Below are 20,611 nucleotides of genomic sequence, written 5' to 3' on the forward strand. Positions count from 1 at the left end.
GTTAGTTGACGGATGATTGCAACACGCGTAAGTTGTGTACTATTTATTTTATATTCGATTGAATTAATGAACTCAAATCCAGAACAAACCAAAATAGCTAGCACAGGCATAGAGGGTTTGGATGCTGTGCTCAAGGGCGGGTTGCCGGCAGGCCGTTTTTACTTGCTGGAAGGTGCACCTGGCTCTGGAAAAACGACTGTTGCGATACAGTTTTTGAAAGAGGGCCTATCAAATGGTGAGAAAGTTCTATATGTCACTTTGTCAGAAACTGCTGAAGAATTATATTCAGTAGGTGAATCCCACGGCTGGGATTTGGAAGCGATGCCATTATTTGAGCTTGCACAGGCGGATGTTGCGCTCAGTTTTGATCGTGAACAGAGTATCTTGCATCCCTGGGAAGTGGAGCTTTCGGAAACCATTAAACTTATCACTGACAAAGTTGAAGAAATAAAACCGACAAGGGTGGTGTTTGATAGCCTGTCAGAAATGCGATTGTTAGCCCAGGACTCGCTGCGCTACAGACGTCAGCTATTAATGCTGAAACAACATTTTGCCTCGAAGAAAATTACCGTACTACTTGTTGATGATATGACAGGTAACGCTGGCGAACGTGATGTGCACCTGCATAGTCTTTGTCATGGCGTGATTACCCTTGAACGGAAAACACTGGAGTTCGGTGGCGCAACTCGAAGATTGCAGGTTCAAAAACTTCGGGGTGTAGATTTCATTGCCGGCTTTCACGATTTTTCAATCAAAAAAGGCGGAGTCATTGTTTATGCAAGATTGACTGCATCCAATTTTCATACTCCTTTTGTAGGTGAACCAGTTAAGTCCGGAATCGATGAGTTAGACAAATTGTTAGATGGAGGCATGTTAAAAGGAACGACTACATTGATTACCGGGCCTGCTGGCAGCGGCAAAACAAATATTGCCCTTCAGTATGTTGCAGAGGCTTGTAAGCGTGGTGAGCGTGCTGTGATCTATGAATTTGATGAACGAATCGGTACGCTTCTGACGAGAGCAAAGCTTCTGGGATTCGATCTCCAACAATATATAGACGCTGATCAACTTCACATAAGACAGATGGACCCTGCCGAAATCACGCCAGGTGAATTTACTTGTATAGTCAAAAAAGAAGTTGAAGAATGCGATGTCAAAATGATTGTGGTGGATAGCCTGGCTGGTTACATATCTTCAATGCCACAAGAAAAACAATTACTTCTGCAAATCCATGAAATACTGTCCTATTTAAATCAGCAAGGGGTGGTTACATTAATAATAAACCCGCAACAAAGCCTTGTTGGAACCATGTCAGTAACCGGGCTGAATGTCAGCTATGTGGCCGATGCGGTGATTTTGCTACGCTTTTTTGAATTTGAAGGCAGAATCAGAAAAGCAATATCAATTATTAAAAATCGTGGCGGTTCACATGAAGATACTATCCGTGAATTGAGGATTGACTCAAAAGGATTGCGTGTTGGTGAAGTGTTAAATAAATTCAAGGGTGTGTTAACAGGTGTGCCAGATTTCAAAGGCAGCTCTGACCAATTATTAGAACCACGATCAGATGAAATCCAATAGTTCAGTGGGGAAGTGCACCGTACTGATTTTGGCTTCACTCGGTAGAGATGCGGAATATTGTCAAACATTATTATCAAACTCTGAAATCGACGCCCAAGTCGTTCATTCTGCTCATGAGTTAGCACTTTCCTTTAGCGATGAAACAGGTGCCGTTCTGTTGACCAGTGAGTCTATAGCGCGAATAGATCTGACACTATTAATTGACGCTTTAAATGCGCAGCCATCCTGGTCTGATATTCCTTTCATATATCTGGCACCAGCCAAACTGGTTTCCTCTCACACAAACAGTATCGCTGTACGCAGTCTTCTACCTGAAAGAATCTCGAACGTAATGGTGCTTGAAAGGCCTTTAAGCAGGGAGTCTCTGATCAGTGCGGTGAAGTGGGCGTTATCTGCAAGAGTCAGACAATATGTGATTCGTGATCAACTTGAGGCACTCAATCAATCTGCAGAGCAGTTACGCGTTTCTAACGAGCGTATTGATCTGGCATTAAGTTCTGGCACAGTATTGGGAACTTGGGTTTGGGATGTTCAAAATGACATACTGACGGGTGATGAGCGCCTGGCCAAAACCTTTGGAACGAATGCACATGCATTAAAAAATGGGGTCGCTGTTGATACGTTTGTTCAGTTAATCCACCCTGAAGATAAAGATTACCTGAATCAGGTAATTGCTGAAACAGTTAAAACCGGAGGAGCATATCGAGCTGAGTACCGTGTAAAAAATGAAGATGGTAGTTGGCGCTGGATTGAAGCAAATGGCAATTGTGAGTTAGATTCACAGGGACTTGCCATACGTTTTCCAGGGGTTTTAATTGACATAGATGAGCGTAAAAAAGCTGAAGAATCCTTAAAGCAAAGTGAAAGTGAACTTCGATTAGTCACGGATTCCCTGCCGGTGTTGATTGCATTTATCGATCTGGAGCACCGGATCAGATTCGTGAACAATGCTTGCGAATCCTGGTTTTACAGGCGTGCTAATGAACTCATCGGCCACCAGATAGACAGTTTTCTGGTCGAAAGAACTGCTAAAACCTCCTTGAAGCATATAGTCAACGCATTAGGTGGAACTGACATCCGATCCGAGCTTGCTTGGCCGCATGCAGATGGTAAAAGAAGAGATGCGGAAGTGCGCTTTTTACCACGCTTCTCAAAAAACGCCTCTGTTGATGGTTTCCATCTGTTTGTAATGGATATCACCGATCAAAAATTGGGTGAAGAAATCGCACATCGCTCGCAAATTATTCTGGAAGAGCGTATTGCAGAACGGACATTGGCACTGCAAACAGCAATGGATGAGCGTTTCAAGATTGAGGAAGCATTCAGGCAATCTCAAAAGATGGAATCCGTAGGCCAGCTAACAGGCGGCATTGCCCATGATTTTAATAATTTACTACAAGGCATAACCGGGTCATTGAATGTCATTAAAAAAAGTATCGAGCTTGGTAAAGCCATAGAGGTTGAACGTTATATCGATAATGCCTTGAATGCATCCTTTCGAGCGGCTGCCTTGACGCATCGCTTGTTAGCTTTTTCACGTAGGCAACCCTTGGATCCTAAGCCTGTTCAGGTAAATCCTCTTATAAAGACGATGGAGGATTTGTTATTAAGAACCTTAGGTGAAAATATTTTGTTCGAGCTGGACTTGGACAAGAACCTTTGGGAAACACTTTGCGACATCAACCAATTAGAGAATGCGATACTGAATCTGGCCATTAATGCGCGTGACGCAATGCCGGATGGTGGTCAGCTGAAAATTAAAACCGAGAACGTGATAGAGAAAAAATTCGCTAGTTCAGATGAAGCCGAGTTCATCAGGATTTCTGTCAGTGATACTGGGACAGGCATGCCACCTGATGTGATCGAGCGAGCGTTTGATCCGTTTTTTACCACCAAGCCGCAGGGGCAGGGTACAGGGCTAGGCTTATCAATGATTTATGGTTTCACCAGGCAGTCGGAAGGATTCAGTAAAATTGAAAGTGCGGTAGGCGATGGCACAACTTTGCACATTTATTTACCAAGGTATGAACCCAGATATAGCTCATTGCCAGTCGTTGAAAATAAAACTACCTCTGACTCTGTAAAAGCGGATGGTCAAGTCATACTGGTGGTTGAGGATGATGAAATTATCAGGGGGCTTGTTGTGGATGCACTGCAAGATATCGGGTTTAAAACCCTTCAGGCAAATGATGGTCCTTCCGGCCTGGATATTTTAAAAAGCAAAACGCCCATTAATCTACTGCTCACAGATATTGGACTGCCAGGATTGAATGGTAGACAAATTGCAGATGCTGCCCTGGTTGAAAGAACTGACTTAAAAGTCTTGTTTATGACTGGCTATGCTGAAACCGCCGTCGCTTCATCCGGGTTTTTACGAGAGGGTATGGCAATGATTACTAAACCATTTGAGATGGATTCGTTAATCATGAAAGTGAATGAGCTCATTTGAACTTCATAGCGAAGAGAGCCAGATCCAAGGCAGGTAAAAAAAGCCAAGTTAGTAATCACTATCTTGGCTTTGCTTTTCTGACTGGTGCGCCCGAGAAGATGAAAGTGGGCACTGGTCAATAAAAATTTCATTGGTTTGAAGCTTGTGAAAAAACTCAATCAGTTTCTTAATTTAAAATAATTTTAAATTGGATATTGGAAGGATAGCGGACCTTTAATCCGTTTGTCGTGGATTCGATCCCCGCAACCCTACCAAAATATAAAAGACGGCTTGCAGAAATGTGAGCCGTTTTTCTTTTCTCAATGCCGGGCTGAAAAATCTGGTCATTCATCCAGAGAAATCAGGCTTTACTTTCCAACTCATAATATTCTCATTCATTTCTATAAAATTGGTTATATACGGCGTGATGAGAAGTCTGAATCACTGGTGAGTGTTATGGATAAAATCAATAACAAATATTCCATAGGGACTATTTGGCTTGCTTCAGAAGGCACAGACGAAACTAAAGATGGTCGATGCAGGGTAACTTCAAGAGTCCTTATTACACAGGAGACTGGGCTGAGCTTTTAGAAGCGAGATAATTCCTTTCGCCCATAATAGATTACGACTTAATTTAATCCATATGTTCGTTATGCGACAGATCACAATGAATAAACAGATTATGGTTGAGACTTCATTAGATGCATTCCCTCTATCCAAGACTAATACACCTAATGCTCTAAAAGACTTGCACCCCAAGTTTCGGCGCAAACGGTCTGAGAATATAGTAACGGAAGGAGAACCTGATGAGCTTCGAGGATAAATCGACCGATGAGTTAATACGGATCGTAAAGGCAGGCTTGGGCTTCACCCTAGATTCCGTAACCATCTCAGCTGAAGAATTACATGAAATTGCAGAAGCAGCGTGTAAAAGCGGTGCCAAGGTGATGATAATTCATACCCCGGAAATAGCCTCAATGAAGGTTAATTGTTTGTTCCAATCAAAGAAACGAAACTTAACATCAGTCTTTGATGAACATCCAGCCGAATTAAACCGAAAATTAAAAAATGCTATGTCGTTGGGATGTTTGTGACCAACATATTCCATGACAGGAATAATTCACATTTCATATTCGGTGGTCTGTATTTTCGTAAATATTCGATTCGTTTAACTTTGATCGATTCTCCTACACTCGAATAAGGAAGCACTTATAACTGCCTTGAGTTTAGATATACATACTCCACGCACCTTCTCATTTCATTTTGGAAAATATCATGGCCACAGTATCGAAAACTCAAGTTGGATTAGGTTCTGTCCTATCCACTGTTTCAGGACCATCCACCCATGAACAGCCGGATATTGCTTCAGATGACGCAATCCATACGGAATTATTAGAGAAGTTTGTTGGATCAGACGAAATATCCAGCGCTTTTCCCTATAACGAAACAAAAGCATCGGAGTACGGCCAAGCAGCTCGATGTCCTTTCGCAGGTGCTACTGCTGACGCATCAGACCCAATTGTCCGTGCCAGTACAGTAAGTGAATCCAATACCAGTGAAAAGACTGGGGAAGGACCGCCACCTGATGGCGAAAATCTGCAAAAAGGTGATTTGGATCGTGTGCGGGCGGATTCAGACGGACAAGTGCTCACAACAAATCAGGGCGTCGCGGTAGGCGATAACCAGAGTTCACTTAAAATTGGTTTGCGTGGCCCGACTGCCATGGAAGATTTTATTCTGCGTGAAAAACTTACGCATTTCGACCATGAGAGAATTCCTGAGCGTGTAGTGCATGCCCGTGGTTCTGCGGCACATGGCTATTTTGAAAATTACGCGCCTTTATCCGAATACACCAAAGCGACGCCATTTAATGAAGCCGGAAAGCAAACGCCGGTATTTGTTCGTTTCTCGACTGTAGCCGGTGAACGTGGTTCAAGTGATACCGTAAGAGACGTACGTGGCTTTGCAGTGAAGTTTTATACTGATTCCGGAAACTGGGATTTAGTGGGGAACAATATTCCTGTGTTTTTCATTCAGGATGCGATGAAGTTTCCTGATCTGGTACACGCTGTGAAACCTGAGCCGCACCATGCCATGCCACAAGCATCTTCTGCGCATGATACTTACTGGGATTTTGTATCCCTGATGCCAGAATCTACTCACATGCTGCTTTGGCAAATGTCAGACAGAGCTATCCCACGTAGTTATCGCATGATGCAAGGCTTCGGCGTACATACCTTCCGGCTGATCAATGAAAAAAATGAATCTGTATTTTGTAAATTCCACTGGACTCCAGTGGCTGGGACGCATTCATTAGCCTGGGATGAAGCAGTTAAAATCAGTGGTGCTGATGCTGACTTCCATCGCCGGGACTTGTGGGAAGCCATTGAATCAGGTGCTTACCCTGAGTGGGAACTTGGCCTGCAAATATTCACCGAAGAACAAGCAGACGAATTTGAGTTTGATGTCCTGGATTCGACCAAGCTAATTCCGGTGGAATTAATACCACTACTTCCTGTAGGCAAGTTAGTGCTAAACCGTAACCCTGACAATTTCTTTGCAGAAACTGAACAAGTGGCTTTCTGTACTGCACATATTATCCCCGGCATTGATTTCAGCAATGATCCCCTACTTCAAGGACGCATACATTCCTACTTGGATACACAACTTACACGTTTGGGTGGACCAAACTTCCATGAGATTCCAATCAATGCCCCGTTACAGGAAATTCATAACAACCAGCGGGATGGCATGCATAGACAGAATATTCCCCGTGGCAGGGTTGCTTATGAACCCAATTCTTTAGGCGGTGGCTGTCCATTTCAGGCGGGCATGCAGGGATTCACCAGTTTCCCAGAGACAATTACAGAGGACAAAGTGCGCGGCAAGCCTGAAAAATTTGCCGATCATTATTCACAAGCCAGCTTGTTCTGGATCAGCCAGTCGAGAGCTGAAAAGCAGCACATTATCAATGCATTCAGATTCGAATTGACCCGTGTTCAAGTCCCAGCGATTCGAGAACGAGTGGTGTCTTTGTTAGTGAACGTGGATCAGACATTAGCCCAAGCGGTGGCAAATGGTTTAGGAATCGATTTGCCAGTCGCAGCGCCTTTGGCCAGTGAAATCCCTTTCCCGGTATTAGACGCATCGCCAGCCCTATCAGAAACCCATTATCCAGGTGATGGCACTATTAAGACCAAACGTATCGCCATCTTGGCTGCGAATGGTGTAAATGGCGACAGCGTCAATGCTTTATATGATGCGATTCTTTCTCAAGGTGGCGTGCCTAGGGTTTTGAGCTCTCAATTAGGCAAAATTGAAACCAGTCAGGGTGATACCTTGAATGTAGAAGCCACCTTGGAAACAATGCCGGGAGTATTATTTGACGCCATGGTCATTGCAGACGGTGAACGCTCGGTGACTAATTTAGCTATCGATGCCCATACCGTTGAATTCCTGCGTGACCAGTACCGCCACTGCAAACCTATCATGGTGTCAAATTCAGCGAAGATTTTACTGGACAAGGCTGGCATTGAAGTCACTTTACCAGACGGTTCGGTAGATCCAGGACTAATCATTTCTAACGAATATGATGACGACACAACTTCGCAATCCATAGAGCAGTTTATGATGGCAGTAGGGAAGCCCCGCGATCACTCAAGAGAAACTGATCCACCATTAGTTTGAAAGAACTCAAACTTTAAGCGCTTTTTCAATATTGAGCATGTATTTAAAATAATGCATGAGAATATTCGTAGTTATTCAATGTTTTAAACTAAGCCAGCCTTAACCAGGCTGGCTTTTTAATTAGTGAGGTAAATAATTTTCTGCCTATCTACTACGACTGCTGTTGTGGTTTTTAAATTCAGCAGTCCGCAATGCTTTCACTTAACAAGTGAGATAGCCAAATATAAAACTACAAATATCTAATTGTTTGCCTGAGCAAATCCTCATATCTCGTCATTACTAAATATTTTAAATTCAAAACTGCTCTCAGGCCGCACCAATTCTAAGGCTTAACATCCTCCTACAATAGAATAATTTAATGGCCGATTATGTCTGCCCAAACATTCACCTATCCTATAAATAACCAAGCAGGATGTAAATTAACTAGGAGTTGTGAATGAGTAGGTCGCCTTTTGAAGTAAAAAGTGTTTTGCCACATGAGGCACTAAGCAACTCTGGATTAGTTACCCTAACAGACCCTACTAAGCCTACCCTTCTGTGCTTATCCCATTTACGCTGGAATTTTGTCTATCAAAGACCACAGCATCTCATGAGTCGATTCGCAAAAATGTTTCAGGTTTTGTTTTTTGAGGAGCCAGTTTTAAGTGAAGGCGAAACTGCCTGGCTGGAAGTCAAAATGGTGGATGAAGGTGTTCGCGTATTAATTCCGCATCTTCCTGCACATCATATAAGTACAACTGAGGGTACAGATTTACTTAGGAACCTACTTGATCGTTATTTAATGATTGCAGAGGCAGATCCAATTCTATGGTATTACACACCAATGAGTTTGGCATTTACAGATCACCTCAATGCTTCGTTGGTGGTTTATGACTGTATGGATGAACTTTCTGCTTTCCTCGGTGCACCGCCAGCTTTGCTAGATTTTGAAAAGGCTTTATTTAAAAAAGCCGACATCGTATTTACTGGCGGCTACAGTTTGTATGAAACAAAACGTAAACAACATCAAAATGTGCATCCCATGCCGAGCAGTGTCGATGTTCTTCATTTTGGCATGGCACGGCTCAGTAACGAGCAGCCGTTAGATCAAGCTAACATACCAGGCCCTAAAATTGGCTTTTATGGCGTGATTGATGAGCGGATTGATGTCGAATTGCTTAGACAGATTGCAACGGCCCGTCCTGAATGGCAGCTCATAATGATAGGGCCGATTGTCAAGATAGATCCAGCAACTCTGCCTAGACTGCCAAACATTCATTATCTTGGACCAAAAGCTTATGGCGAGTTGCCGCTTTATTTATGTGGCTGGGAAGTGGCATTAATGCCCTTTGCTATCAATCAATCCACCCGTTACATCAGCCCGACAAAGACACCAGAATACTTGGCAGGAGGTCGTCCTGTAGTGTCTACGCCGATTCATGATGTGGTACACATGTATGGGGAAAGTGACTTGGTTTTAATTGCTGGTGATAGCGAGATGTTCATTGAAAGCATTGAGATCGCACTGATTGCCATGGGTAATCCAAATGCCATCGCAACCAAAGCTGACACAATATTGCGCGGCATGTCCTGGGACAAAACCTGGCAAAACATGTATTTGTTAATGGAAGATCGATTGCAGGTCAGCCCGGCCAAAACTTTTCTTAATCAGGTTACGCAAGCTAGCCCAATACTATTGGGTAGCAACTAATGGCTAAAACTCAATTTGATTATTTGATAGTAGGAGCCGGCTTTGCTGGTAGTGTACTTGCCGAAAGATTGGCTACAGACTTGAATAAGCGCGTGCTTCTTATTGATCGCCGGCCCCACATTGGTGGTAACGCTTATGATTATGTCAATGATGACGGTATCCTGATCCATCAGTATGGTCCGCATATTTTTCACACTAACTCGCAAAGAATTCTGGATTATTTATCCCGCTTTACGAAGTGGCGCGCCTATGAGCATCGGGTGCTGGCGGATGTCGATGGTCAATTGTTACCAATTCCTATCAACCTAAGCACCCTCAATAAATTGTATGGTTTAAATCTTGACTCTGCCCAAGCGGAAAAATTTCTGGCAGAGCGCGCCGAGCCTGTGGCAGAAATTAAAACTTCAGAGGATGTGGTAATTAACCAGATAGGCACAGAGCTATACGAAAAATTCTTTCGCGGCTATACCAAGAAACAATGGGGGCTTGATCCATCAGAGTTGGATAAGTCTGTCACTTCCCGTGTACCTACGAGAACTAATAGTGACGACCGCTATTTTTTGGATGAATTCCAGCAGATGCCATTAGATGGCTACACAGCCATGTTTGAAAAGATGGTGGAACACCCGAATATCAGCATCATGCTAGATGTAGACTACCGGACGGTAAAAAGTACAGCTGAGTTTAGGCATCTGATTTTCACCGGTCCCATTGATGAATATTTTGATTATTGCTTCGGCAAATTGCCTTATCGTTCTCTCGAATTCCGTCATGTGACTGTAGATAAACCAAAATTCCAGTCTGTCGCGGTGGTGAATTATCCGGATGAACATGTTGAGCATACACGTATCACCGAATATAAATATCTCACAGGCCAGGTGCATGAAAAAACTGCTCTAACTTATGAGATTCCTCAAGCCGAGGGGGACCCGTACTACCCAATTCCGCGACCACAAAATGCTGAATTGTACAAAAAGTATCAAGCACTGGCAGATGCTACACCAGACGTGACGTTTGTTGGGCGATTGGCGACCTACAAGTATTACAACATGGACCAGGTGGTTGGACAGGCTTTGGCTACCTATCAAAGATTGGCCACTGCGGAGCCTAATTCAAATCTTGCAATGCCAGTTGCGCTAACAGAGACGTGAATTGCAATCCTCAAAAAATTTCAAAAGTTTCTTTATGGGTGGTTTTGAATGTTCTACGCATCGTAGATGGGATGGGCGTAGACTTGACCTTATTGCATCATCCATACACGACCAATGGGCTTACGAAGATTACAGTGCATTGCAAGCGCATGGTCTTAAAACTTTGCGAGATGGGCTTCGCTGGCATTTGGTTGAAACAAGGGCTGGCGAGTATGACTGGTCAAGTTTCTTACCAATGCTCCGTGCTGCACATCAAGCGCAAGTAGAAATAATCTGGGACCTTTGCCATTACGGCATTCCTGACGACTTGAATATCTGGCGTCCGGAATTTGTGACCCGGTTTGCAAAGTTCGCGGCCGAAACAGTCCATGTCATTAAAAATGAAACTGGGATTACACCACTAATCTGTCCGATAAATGAAATATCTTTTTGGGCTTGGGCCGGAGGAGACATTGCCTTATTTAATCCAATGTCAACCGGTCGTGCTTTAGAACTAAAGCATCAACTTGTACGTGCCACCATAGCGGCTATTGAAGCTATTCGTGAGGTTGATCCCCACACCCGTTTCATTACCGCAGAACCCTTGATTAATGTATTACCCAGAATAGGCCATCCTGCAGAAAAAGGCCCAGCCGAAGCTTACCGCCAATCGCAATTTGAAGCGTTTGATATGCTGATTGGAGAGTCATGGCCAGGGCTGGGTGGCGATCCAAAATACCTCGATATTATTGGGTTAAATTATTACAGCACAAATCAATGGTATCTGGATGGTGAACGTCTGTCTGCCGCGTCATTTGGATACCGACCGTTGCACGATATGCTGGCTGAGGTGTATTTGCGCTATGGCCGGAGCATGTTGATTGCTGAAACAGGTGCAGAGGGGGATTGTAGATCAACATGGGCAAGCTATATTTTTCGTGAAGTGGCTAAAGCACAATCAGTAGGAATTCCCATGGACGGAGTATGTCTCTATCCAGTCATAGATTATCCCGGCTGGGATGATGACCGGCAGTGTCCAACTGGATTGCTTGGCTATGCAAATAATACTGGTCAAAGACCTATACATTCTCCATTAGCTGAAGTCCTGCAGGAATGGCAAATGAATCATTACAACTTCATTTCTGATGAATCTCATAGCCGCAGGCTTGAAACTTTTAATAATTAGATGTCTTTGAATCTGTACAGGCAGAATAGTCAGATCTAAATAGCTAATGCAATATTGCCAAATGCGTTTACAGATATGCCCAGATGGCTTTAATGTTCGAGAATGCACTTTTGACTAGAAAAGAATCCCGCCGAAGCGGGATTTCCCGTTTCTATATGGCTGGGGAAATCCATTTAGAAAAGAGTAAACGTCACAAACAAATTTAAACAAACGCAAGCATCTGAATCTGGATAACAGGCGATACCCGATTTCATGATTTGTTGAGTTGGTTGAAATCTGTATACGGAATTATACTTTTCACTTCTTCCGTCTTCTGTGCGTTAACGCACTCTGTCTATTCACATTTTCGATGAGTCGAGAATACCCTCACATTAATGCAGAATTTTTTGTGGATGTTGTTTCTTTAGCACCAGGCTTCCATAGTTTAATTCGCCTTTTATTAGCCACCATTTACCTTCCCCTTGAATGTACAAGGCAAAAATAAATTCCAGGTTTTTACTTAGATAAGTGTTCTAGCGTACAGAGTTCCAATGTTGAATGGGGAATGATGAAGAGCAATTAGTAAATTGATTGCTTCTCCCACCCCCTCTAAGGAATTTAATATGCACATGAAAATTAAAATACTAATGACTACTCTAGTTTTGGCTGGATTAGTAGGTAATGCTAATGCAACAGCGCTAGCAGTAAATACATCGACTGCCCCTGTTGATATCGTGGGTAGTTATTTTGGAGGAACCTTGCTTGATACAGCCACCACTGCAATAAGTAATGCTAGTTACAATGGCACTGCTCGCTCAGCGGTTTATAGTACGGCATCTGGCTTGGATTTCTATTATCAATTTACGAGCGAAGAAAGCTCTCAGAATGGTATTCACAGATTTGCGGCCTTTGACTTCAGTAGCTTGGGTGCAAGCTCAGTCGATGTGTTTCAGACTGCAACTAGTTTTGGGATATTTACAACAGGTACCGAAACCTCAGACAATGCAGACCGATCGCTTGCAGGTGTCATTGGATTTAATTTTATACCGGTGGGTTTGGGTGATATTCAGCCAGGAACAACAAGCTACATTCAAATTATCCGAACCAATGCCACAAACTACCAACCAGGAAATTTTGTGATCTCAAATGGTATTGGGTCAAATGCAGATGGCTTTGCTACATCAGCTGTACCTGAGGCTTCTACTAGCCTAATGGTGCTGTCTGGGCTTGGGCTCATGGGATTGATAGGCGCACGCCGCTCCAAAAAAACATCTTAAAAACTGACTCTGATTAATTTTCTTTGCATATTAAGACGCCATTTGATGGCGTCTTTACTTTAGCCAGGGATGCTCTCGATCAAAGACAGGAGAATGACTTTGAGCAAGCACGTTATCCCTAGTCATTTCTCGGAAGCGTTTATGTACGCTATCGAACATATTAAATCTGTAACGTGTACTATGATCTAAACTTTCAGCAAAGGGCGGAACATGGCTGGCCAACCCACTCCACAACCACAGGAGAATCATTTGTTGGAGGCCCTGCCTGAATCTGATTACAAGCGCATTCAACCAATGCTTGAGCATGTCCATATGCCCTTAGGCCATACACTATACGAATCGGGTGGGCAGCTACAACATGTTTACTTTCCAACAACTTCCATAGTTTCCCTATTGTATGTATTAGAAAGTGGCGCATCCGCTGAGATTGCCGTTGTTGGTAATGAGGGGGTATTAGGGATTTCATTATTTATGGGTGGCGAAACCACACCTAGTCGTGCTGTGGTGCAAAGCGCAGGCTATGGGTACAGGATGAAATCCAATCTATTAAAACTGGAGTTCAATCGAAGTGGCGCAATGATGCATTTACTGTTGCGTTACACGCAGGCTTTGATAACACAAATGACACAAACTGCAGTTTGCAATCGCCATCATTCCATCGAACAACAATTGTGTCGATGGCTATTGCTGAGTCTGGATAGACTACCTGCAAATGATCTTCACATGACCCAAGAGTTGATTGCTAACATGTTGGGCGTACGACGCGAAGGGGTCACTGAGGCCGCAGGAAAGTTGCAACGTGCTGGCATGATTGAGTACTCTCGTGGGCATATCCGTGTGTTAAACCGACCCAAGCTGGAAAAGACTGTTTGTGAATGTTATAAGGTAGTAAAAACAGAGTTTGATCGGCTACTACCGGATATGAAAAGACATCATCAATGAAACCAATACCTTTCACCTAGACCAAATATATTCAATTCGTATCGTTTTTTGTGGAATGATCATTCTCTCTGCTAAGCGCAAGCTAATGCGAATTAATTCTCCGCATGTGTGGAAACGAACATATGAAATAGCATTGATATGTTACTTTGTTGGATGGAACACACACCCGTTCGGAACGAGTTAATAAGCCAATTGGACAGTCGTAGTCAAAATCAACTTGTAAAATATGGTGTATGGGTAGATCTAGCGCTTGGCCAAGAATTAAATGCGCCAGGTATAGCCATTGAGCATGTATATTTTCCAACTTGCGGCATCATCGCTTTAATCCTTCAGCATACATTAGATAAACCATTAGCCATTGCGTTGATTGGCAATGAAAGCATGTTAGGAATCGTGCCAGCACTGGGTGTTCAGTTTGTGCCTTACTCGGCCAAAGTGCTGGTAAACGGAACCGCGCTTCGCATTTCAGCTGAGCATTTATATGCCTTAAAGTTAAGCAGCAAAAGCTTTTGCATTTGTCTGGATAGATATATTGCAGTAAGGACTACGCAATATGCGCAGGCTGCGGTGTGTAATGGCCTCCATGATGTACAGCAGCGGCTGGCACGCTTGCTGCTCAACTACAGTGATCGGTTGCAAACATCGACTTTAACTATCACCCAAGAGTTACTTGCGACTTTATTGGGTGTCCGTAGAGCAGGGATTAATAATGCTGCAAATCGATTACAGCAAGCGAAAATAGTACATTACAGTCGGGGGCATTTTGAGATATTAAACCGGGCGGCATTGCTGCAGAAAGCATGTTATTGCTATCAGCTGGACAAGCAAATGTATGAATCTACAATAATCCTTCATTGAATCCTCATGATTAATGCATCACTCTAAATTAGACTTAAGCCTCTCAAGATAAAGCACCTCATTTTTCTTTAAACCGTCTTAATGATTTGCATCGTCGGAATTGAGTATTAAACAATCCTTATCCGTCCTATGCGGTTGCAAATTGAAGAAATACATGCGGGTGTGTACGTTATCAGACTGAAGGTTTCATTGAGTAATGCAATACTCTGCAATATTCTTAAGCAGAGTTTGATCATGAGGAAACCGCGATTATCAAGGCATCAAGACACTGAGCCTGTTCAAAAGTCCCCAACACCGCATGGTGACCTCTTGAAGGTTCGTGATATGAACGCTTCTACGGCAGCTCTTTTAGTCGGTGCGGGTGCAGTCGCGATAATCGTGCCTGTTGGCATCTTGTCACTGATTCTTTTTCTGATAGGTGCTTGATTATGTAACTATTCCATCAAGAGTAGATTTATATTGGCTTAGTGGTTTCACTCGTCGGAATTAGCTTGATTGTTTTAGCAACAGAATGCCTACATAACAATCAGCGGTATCTCACTTATTACTCTTATCATCCCCACCTATACTCCTATGTCATAACTCTTTGATGCGCACATTGTGTCAAATAAATTGGAGATTCAAAATGGCCCTTACTGCAAAAGTAGGAACTGACGATAATTCCCTAGAGAGTAGTGTTATCCCATCTGAGACGAACGAAATCGATGTTCGGGAAGAACAATCTCAAAAGATTTCGCCTGAACATGAAGCATACCCAGCTGATCAAAATACTATCGATCCTGGGCAATCACATACGCCTGGGTTAGATCCGGAAGCTGATGAACTTGCAGATGAGGAAAAGTAGATTGAGATTTAAACTTGCAAATTTCAGATACTAAGAAACCATGCTCGGGTTTGTATTGAAGTGAGATAATTCTCGGAGAAATTGCTTTTTCTGCACATATCCCGAAATACATTCGTAAACATGATGCTGGAATTAATCTATTAAATGATTTCAGTAGAGCAGCCAGATTACTAATTTAGATGTAGTAACCCATGCTTACACTGCTTGGGGATTAATGTAAGGCTTAAACCTTACACTAGGAGTAATCTATGAAAGAAATTCTGCTCTTCCTCCTAGTTACAAGCTGGAGTGGTTATGTATGCGCTCACGAGGAGCCCACTTTGGTATTCCAGATACCGTCAACGTTCTATCAGCATCCAACTCGCCTATCTCATCCACGGGTTGATTACTGGCACAATCGCGGCAAGTCAGCTGAAAAAGCTGGCAAGGGTAGTTTCAATGCGCAGCATTTCAAAACATCCGATTGTCAGACTAAGCCAACTGGACAAGCTTTAATATTGATCATACCAAGCATGTTTTATAACCTACAGAGGGGGGTGTTTTATAGCGAGATTACAGCAAAAATTTATACTAACCCTGACCAAAACAGCGTATTAGGGAAGCCACTGTTGACAGTCAAAGGACAAGGGCAGGCGCGCGGCTGGGTATCATATAATGCTGAAAATTTTACCCATAAATCTTACCAACAAGCATTTGATGAGGTGATACAAAAATTAAAGAAAAATACCGATTACCTCCAAGCAATAGATAACGCTCCTATGCATAACTACGAAGCATTGTGTCAAAGCATTGATTCGCTGGCTGAGTCGAAATTCTATTAATTAAGTCTACTAAGCGATCTTAAACTTCAAATCTATGAGAATTAACCTAATCATGGTTGCATCTTTAACCAATGTCTTACATACGACTCGGCAAAATACCTATCACTTGGTCAATTAAATTCCTATAAATTACTATTAACCAAATAGACTTAATATGGATATATATGACTCAATGTTCGATTTCTGAGATTTCTGAGAGAAAATTAGTTAATGGTATCGATAATGGAATTAAAAATGATCCTTGCGGTAAGACAAAATCATCTGTAGAAACCATTCAAGAACAAGGTTCTGAACTAGAACTTCATATTACAAAGCCTGGTCACGAATTTAACGATAAAGAGATTCTTGATAAAAATGCTGATGCTTGAATCCCTATGTCAAATTTCATTTTTTAAATTAATCTTGTGTGGGTACATTAACATCACCGGTTTCATGATGGTAATTGGGGACTAGGGTTCTTTGATTGCCTTAGGGATGTGTGCCTGCACGTCCCTTTTTTTTACTTAAACAACTGCTGTAGTCTATGGGCTAAAAAGATTAGATAGCGAACCTCTTACTGTGCAATCAGCTGTATACCGATGCCAATTATTTAGCGAAATATTTAAACTTGCCAAATATGTTGCATCAAACTTCACCATGAAATATATCATCCTCAATTTGTTTCTTTCCTTGACTATACTTCTCGCCTCCGGTGAAGGGGTTGCAGAAGAAAGCTTGCCAAAAATAGTTGTTCTTGCGTTTCAGCTTGATGATCGAACTGGATTACCAAATGCACCTGAAGAATTGATAAGGATCGAATTACTTACATCGACATTCAAAAATCAACTTAGTAATAAGGGACTCACGATCATTCCCTCGTCAGTGAAAGTCCAGGATGAAATAAATAAGAATTCCCCGTCCTATCTTTATGAAAACGTAGAAACTGCGGCGGATTTAAATAAAGATACAAATGCAGATTATTTGGTCATTGGAGTTGCATTCAAACCCACTTATTTATTTGTCTATCCTAGATTGTTGATTGTGGATATGAAAACTAAGAAGGTTGTAATGTCCAAATATGCTCAATTGGAAAGCTCATGGTTAGATCAAAATACGACTATCCGTACTGCCGAAAAGCTTGCGGAAACAGTTAAAGAGAGATTGGATTTGCTAACAGAAAAAACAGTTGAGAAAATGCGGAAGTTGCCATAATCGTTGGCAATTCACAGAAGCTTGATTTGGTTAGATTATTCCTACAGTAAAAGCAGTTCTGAACTGACTATCTTAACAACCTATTCTGAGTAATCTAAAGATGTTCTAAATAAGTAAACCAGCACAAAGTTTTCTCTCAACTCTAACTTTGTTTGTCCTTTTGAGAGTTAGTTAGATGTAACAAAGCTTTTCCGAAATACATTAGTACAAGAACAGTTGGACTATCAACAAAGAAGGTGTTTTGGAGGGCATGCCATGCCAGCGGTACATAAAGAAGGTTTCCTAGACTTTGCTTTATTCTCCCGGTTTTCATTAGATAAAATTCAGGACTGGATTACCTGGATAAGTGATGAAGGTGACATTGTTTACGTCAATGAAGCAACATTTACAGCCTTGGATTACACCAAAGAGGAAATTTATAAGCTTAAAATTTTCGATATTGATTTGAGTTACACACCCGAAATTTGGGCCAACCATTTTTCCAGGTTGAAAAATCTGGGCTCCAGAACTTTTGAAACAGAACATCGAAAAAAAGATGGCAGTTTTTTGCCAGTAGAAATTAACTCTAACTACATTGAATATAATGGCCACGAGTTTAACTGTGCCGTTGTTCGACCAATCGTTGATCGTAAGAGAGCTGAAAAGCGGGAGCAAATTAAGAACCAAGTTTTGGACTTGGTTGCACATAATGCACCTCTAAAGAGCATTCTCGAATATTTAGTAAGAGGAATGGAAGAAGAAAGCCCTGAGCGCTTGTGTTCAATTCTCCTGCTCGATAAATCTAAGCGGCTTCTAATGAATTATGTAGCACCAAGCCTTCCTGAAGAGTATTGTAAATCTGTAGAAAATCTCGAAATTGGTCCTAATTCTGGTTCTTGTGGGACAGCAGCTTTCATTGGTAAAACCGTCATCGTCGAAAATATTCAGACCGATCCTCTATGGAAAGACTACAGAGAGCTTGCAGCCAAGCATGGACTTGCGGCCTGCTGGTCAATGCCCATCATAGTGGATCACAATGACGTGGTGGGTACTTTTGCTATCTATCACAGATCACCAAAAACTCCTTTGCAGGCAGATATTGAGCAGATGGAGTATCTTTCTAATTTAGCTAGAATCGCTATTGAGCGTCATCAAACCGCGGAAGAGCTACGATTATCGGATTCAATATTCAAAAATACGAGCGAAGCCATGCTTGTTCTGGATATCGAAGGCAGAATAATTGCCACGAATCCCGCCTTCACAAAAATATCTGGTTACGGCTCTTCAGAGGTAATTGGTCATCATCCTGTTAAATTTGGATCTACTCGACATGGACAGGATTTTTATGATGCCATTCGCAAGGATCTGCATGAAATTGGATCATGGCGTGGTGAGATCTGTGGAATAAAAAAAACGGGTGAAGAATATACCAACTGGGTAACAGTCAATACCACCACTGATGATAATGGCCGGCCATTCAGACACGTCGTATTGTTCTCAGATGTTTCTGAGAAAAAGAAGCATGAGGAACGGATATGGTACGAAGCCAATCACGATTCACTGACTCACTTGCCAAACCGTCGTCTATTTCAAGAACGACTGACACAAGAAGTTCTGCGTGCTAACCGCTTAGGAACCAAGGTCATCTTGTTATATCTAGACTTGGACGGCTTTAAGGAAGTAAACGATGCCATGGGTCATCAAGGTGGAGATCAGTTATTAATTGAAGTTGCTCGCCGGCTTAATGAGGTGGTGAGAGTGACGGATAGCACGTCTCGATTAGGCGGCGATGAGTTTACTGTGACTTTAGTGGATGTTCTTGACTGTCAAGATGCGACCATTGTGGCGTCAAATATTCTCCAACAAATACAATCGCCATTTATGATTGATTCGTATGCATCTTATATCTCGGCCAGTATTGGAATCACCGTTTATCCAGATGATGCAGAAGATTCCAATAGTCTTATTAAAAATGCAGATCAAGCTATGTATGAAGCCAAAAAGCTCGGTCGGAATCAATATGCCTTTTATACCCAGGAAATGCAATTAGTTGCAAATCGTCGTTCAGAACAAAAACGCGAACTACGCAATGCACTTTTGAATAACGAGTTTGAAATTTACTTTCAACCGATCATGAATTCAAAGACAGGCAAAGTTACAAAAGCCGAGGCTTTGATTCGCTGGCGGCATCCCGCCATGGGCATGGTTAGTCCCGCAGAGTTCATTCCTTTGGCAGAGGATGCAGGTCTTATACATGAAATAGGCAGTTGGGTTTTTTTAGAGTGTCTCAACCAATCGCTCAAATGGCGAGAGCAATTTGGTCCCGATTTTCAAATCAGTGTAAATCTCTCGCCCGCACAGTTCAAAAACACTTTGTTCTTTGACCGTTGGTTCAGCTTAATCGAATCAGCATGCAGCACTGACAATTGCCTGTGTGTTGAGATTACTGAAGGTGTCTTGCTAGATGCTTCGGAAAAAACTGCAGAACAACTATTACGTTTCAGAGATGCCGGAATCGAAGTTGCTATCGATGACTTTGGCACTGGTTATTCTTCATTGGCTTACATCAAACGCATTGATGCAGATTATTTAAAAATAGACCGCGCCTTTATCATCAATTTATCTCTGGAATCCACCGACTATCCTTTAGTCGAAGCCATTATCATGATGGCGCACAAGCTAGGATTGAAAGTCATTGCCGAAGGCGTTGAAACTGAAGCACAACTTAGATTATTAAATAGCGTGGGTTGCGATTACATTCAGGGTTTTTGGTATTCAAAACCTTTACCTCAAGTAGAGTTTGAGAAATGGATGTTGGAAAGACAGTGAAAATCAAAAAATGTTAGGAGCTTTTCTAGCTTACTGACCTTTCAACATTTATTGAAATTCGCTCCCGTTCGCAGTTCCAAACCCGGCCCGAAGTAAAACGCCCTAAGCCATAGCCGATCCAAATGACTTCAGAGCAGCGTTCAGAAAATGAAAAGGCTTAATTTTTGATTTTCTAGCAGACTAGCCTCA

General features: G+C 42.3%; 15 protein-coding genes and 2 pseudogenes. All 17 read left to right on the top strand.

Features of this window, described 5'->3' with window-relative positions; all coding sequences use genetic code 11:
* The first annotated feature begins 12 nt into the window (after nt 1–12).
* The 17 genes and pseudogenes from ACFQ2T_RS12710 (at nt 13) to ACFQ2T_RS12785 (ending at nt 20,422) form a co-directional block, all read left to right on the top strand.
* Nucleotides 13–1,581 carry an ATPase domain-containing protein gene (locus tag ACFQ2T_RS12710; RefSeq protein WP_379034984.1) on the top strand — a complete coding sequence of 523 codons (1,569 nt, stop codon included), beginning with the start codon at nt 13–15 and terminating at the stop codon, nt 1,579–1,581.
* The gene (locus tag ACFQ2T_RS12715; protein ID WP_379034986.1) at nt 1,568–4,030 is read left to right on the top strand and encodes a PAS domain S-box protein; all 2,463 of its coding nucleotides are present in this window, start codon (nt 1,568–1,570) and stop codon (nt 4,028–4,030) included. Before ACFQ2T_RS12710 ends, ACFQ2T_RS12715 begins: the two co-directional genes overlap by 14 nt.
* Nucleotides 4,031–4,456: 426 nt before the next feature.
* Nucleotides 4,457–4,522: pseudogene (locus tag ACFQ2T_RS14635) on the top strand (DUF4113 domain-containing protein); the annotation flags it as partial.
* 20 nt (nt 4,523–4,542) lie between these two features.
* Nucleotides 4,543–4,611, top strand: a pseudogene (locus ACFQ2T_RS12720) (hypothetical protein); the annotation flags it as partial.
* A 204-nt stretch (nt 4,612–4,815) separates the two neighbouring features.
* Nucleotides 4,816–5,103 (top strand): hypothetical protein, encoded by a 288-nt coding sequence (locus ACFQ2T_RS12725; RefSeq protein WP_379034988.1) that lies wholly within the window; start codon nt 4,816–4,818, stop codon nt 5,101–5,103.
* A 181-nt stretch (nt 5,104–5,284) separates the two neighbouring features.
* Complete coding sequence (locus ACFQ2T_RS12730) at nt 5,285–7,696, top strand: catalase (protein WP_379034990.1); 2,412 nt, start codon at nt 5,285–5,287, stop codon at nt 7,694–7,696.
* Between the two features lie 436 nt (nt 7,697–8,132).
* On the top strand, nt 8,133–9,386 hold the full coding sequence (locus ACFQ2T_RS12735) for a glycosyltransferase family 1 protein (RefSeq protein WP_379034992.1): 1,254 nt from the start codon (nt 8,133–8,135) through the stop codon (nt 9,384–9,386).
* Nucleotides 9,386–10,537, top strand: a complete 1,152-nt coding sequence (glf, locus tag ACFQ2T_RS12740) for a UDP-galactopyranose mutase (protein ID WP_379034994.1) — start codon at nt 9,386–9,388, stop codon at nt 10,535–10,537. Before ACFQ2T_RS12735 ends, glf begins: the two co-directional genes overlap by 1 nt.
* A gap of 1 nt (nt 10,538) precedes the next feature.
* Nucleotides 10,539–11,702 (top strand): beta-glucosidase, encoded by a 1,164-nt coding sequence (locus tag ACFQ2T_RS12745; RefSeq protein WP_379034996.1) that lies wholly within the window; start codon nt 10,539–10,541, stop codon nt 11,700–11,702.
* 602 nt (nt 11,703–12,304) lie between these two features.
* Nucleotides 12,305–12,958 carry a PEP-CTERM sorting domain-containing protein gene (locus tag ACFQ2T_RS12750; RefSeq protein ID WP_379034997.1) on the top strand — a complete coding sequence of 218 codons (654 nt, stop codon included), beginning with the start codon at nt 12,305–12,307 and terminating at the stop codon, nt 12,956–12,958.
* A 210-nt stretch (nt 12,959–13,168) separates the two neighbouring features.
* Nucleotides 13,169–13,900, top strand: coding sequence for a Crp/Fnr family transcriptional regulator (locus tag ACFQ2T_RS12755; RefSeq protein WP_379034999.1), 732 nt, complete (start codon nt 13,169–13,171; stop codon nt 13,898–13,900).
* 153 nt (nt 13,901–14,053) lie between these two features.
* The gene (locus ACFQ2T_RS12760) at nt 14,054–14,758 is read left to right on the top strand and encodes a Crp/Fnr family transcriptional regulator (RefSeq protein WP_379035001.1); all 705 of its coding nucleotides are present in this window, start codon (nt 14,054–14,056) and stop codon (nt 14,756–14,758) included.
* A 625-nt stretch (nt 14,759–15,383) separates the two neighbouring features.
* A complete protein-coding gene (locus ACFQ2T_RS12765; RefSeq protein ID WP_379035003.1) occupies nt 15,384–15,602 on the top strand; it encodes a hypothetical protein in 219 nt (72 codons plus the stop codon).
* Nucleotides 15,603–15,850: 248 nt separating this feature from the next.
* Complete coding sequence (locus tag ACFQ2T_RS12770; RefSeq protein WP_379035005.1) at nt 15,851–16,423, top strand: hypothetical protein; 573 nt, start codon at nt 15,851–15,853, stop codon at nt 16,421–16,423.
* A gap of 164 nt (nt 16,424–16,587) precedes the next feature.
* Nucleotides 16,588–16,791, top strand: a complete 204-nt coding sequence (locus tag ACFQ2T_RS12775; RefSeq protein ID WP_379035007.1) for a hypothetical protein — start codon at nt 16,588–16,590, stop codon at nt 16,789–16,791.
* A 268-nt stretch (nt 16,792–17,059) separates the two neighbouring features.
* Nucleotides 17,060–17,614, top strand: coding sequence for a DUF2380 domain-containing protein (locus tag ACFQ2T_RS12780; protein ID WP_379035009.1), 555 nt, complete (start codon nt 17,060–17,062; stop codon nt 17,612–17,614).
* A gap of 255 nt (nt 17,615–17,869) precedes the next feature.
* Entirely contained in the window at nt 17,870–20,422 is a 2,553-nt protein-coding gene (locus tag ACFQ2T_RS12785; protein ID WP_379035011.1) for a bifunctional diguanylate cyclase/phosphodiesterase, read from the top strand.
* Nucleotides 20,423–20,611 lie beyond the last annotated feature (189 nt).

The organism is Methylophilus flavus, assembly GCF_042678905.1.
Lineage (GTDB): Bacteria > Pseudomonadota > Gammaproteobacteria > Burkholderiales > Methylophilaceae > Methylophilus > Methylophilus flavus.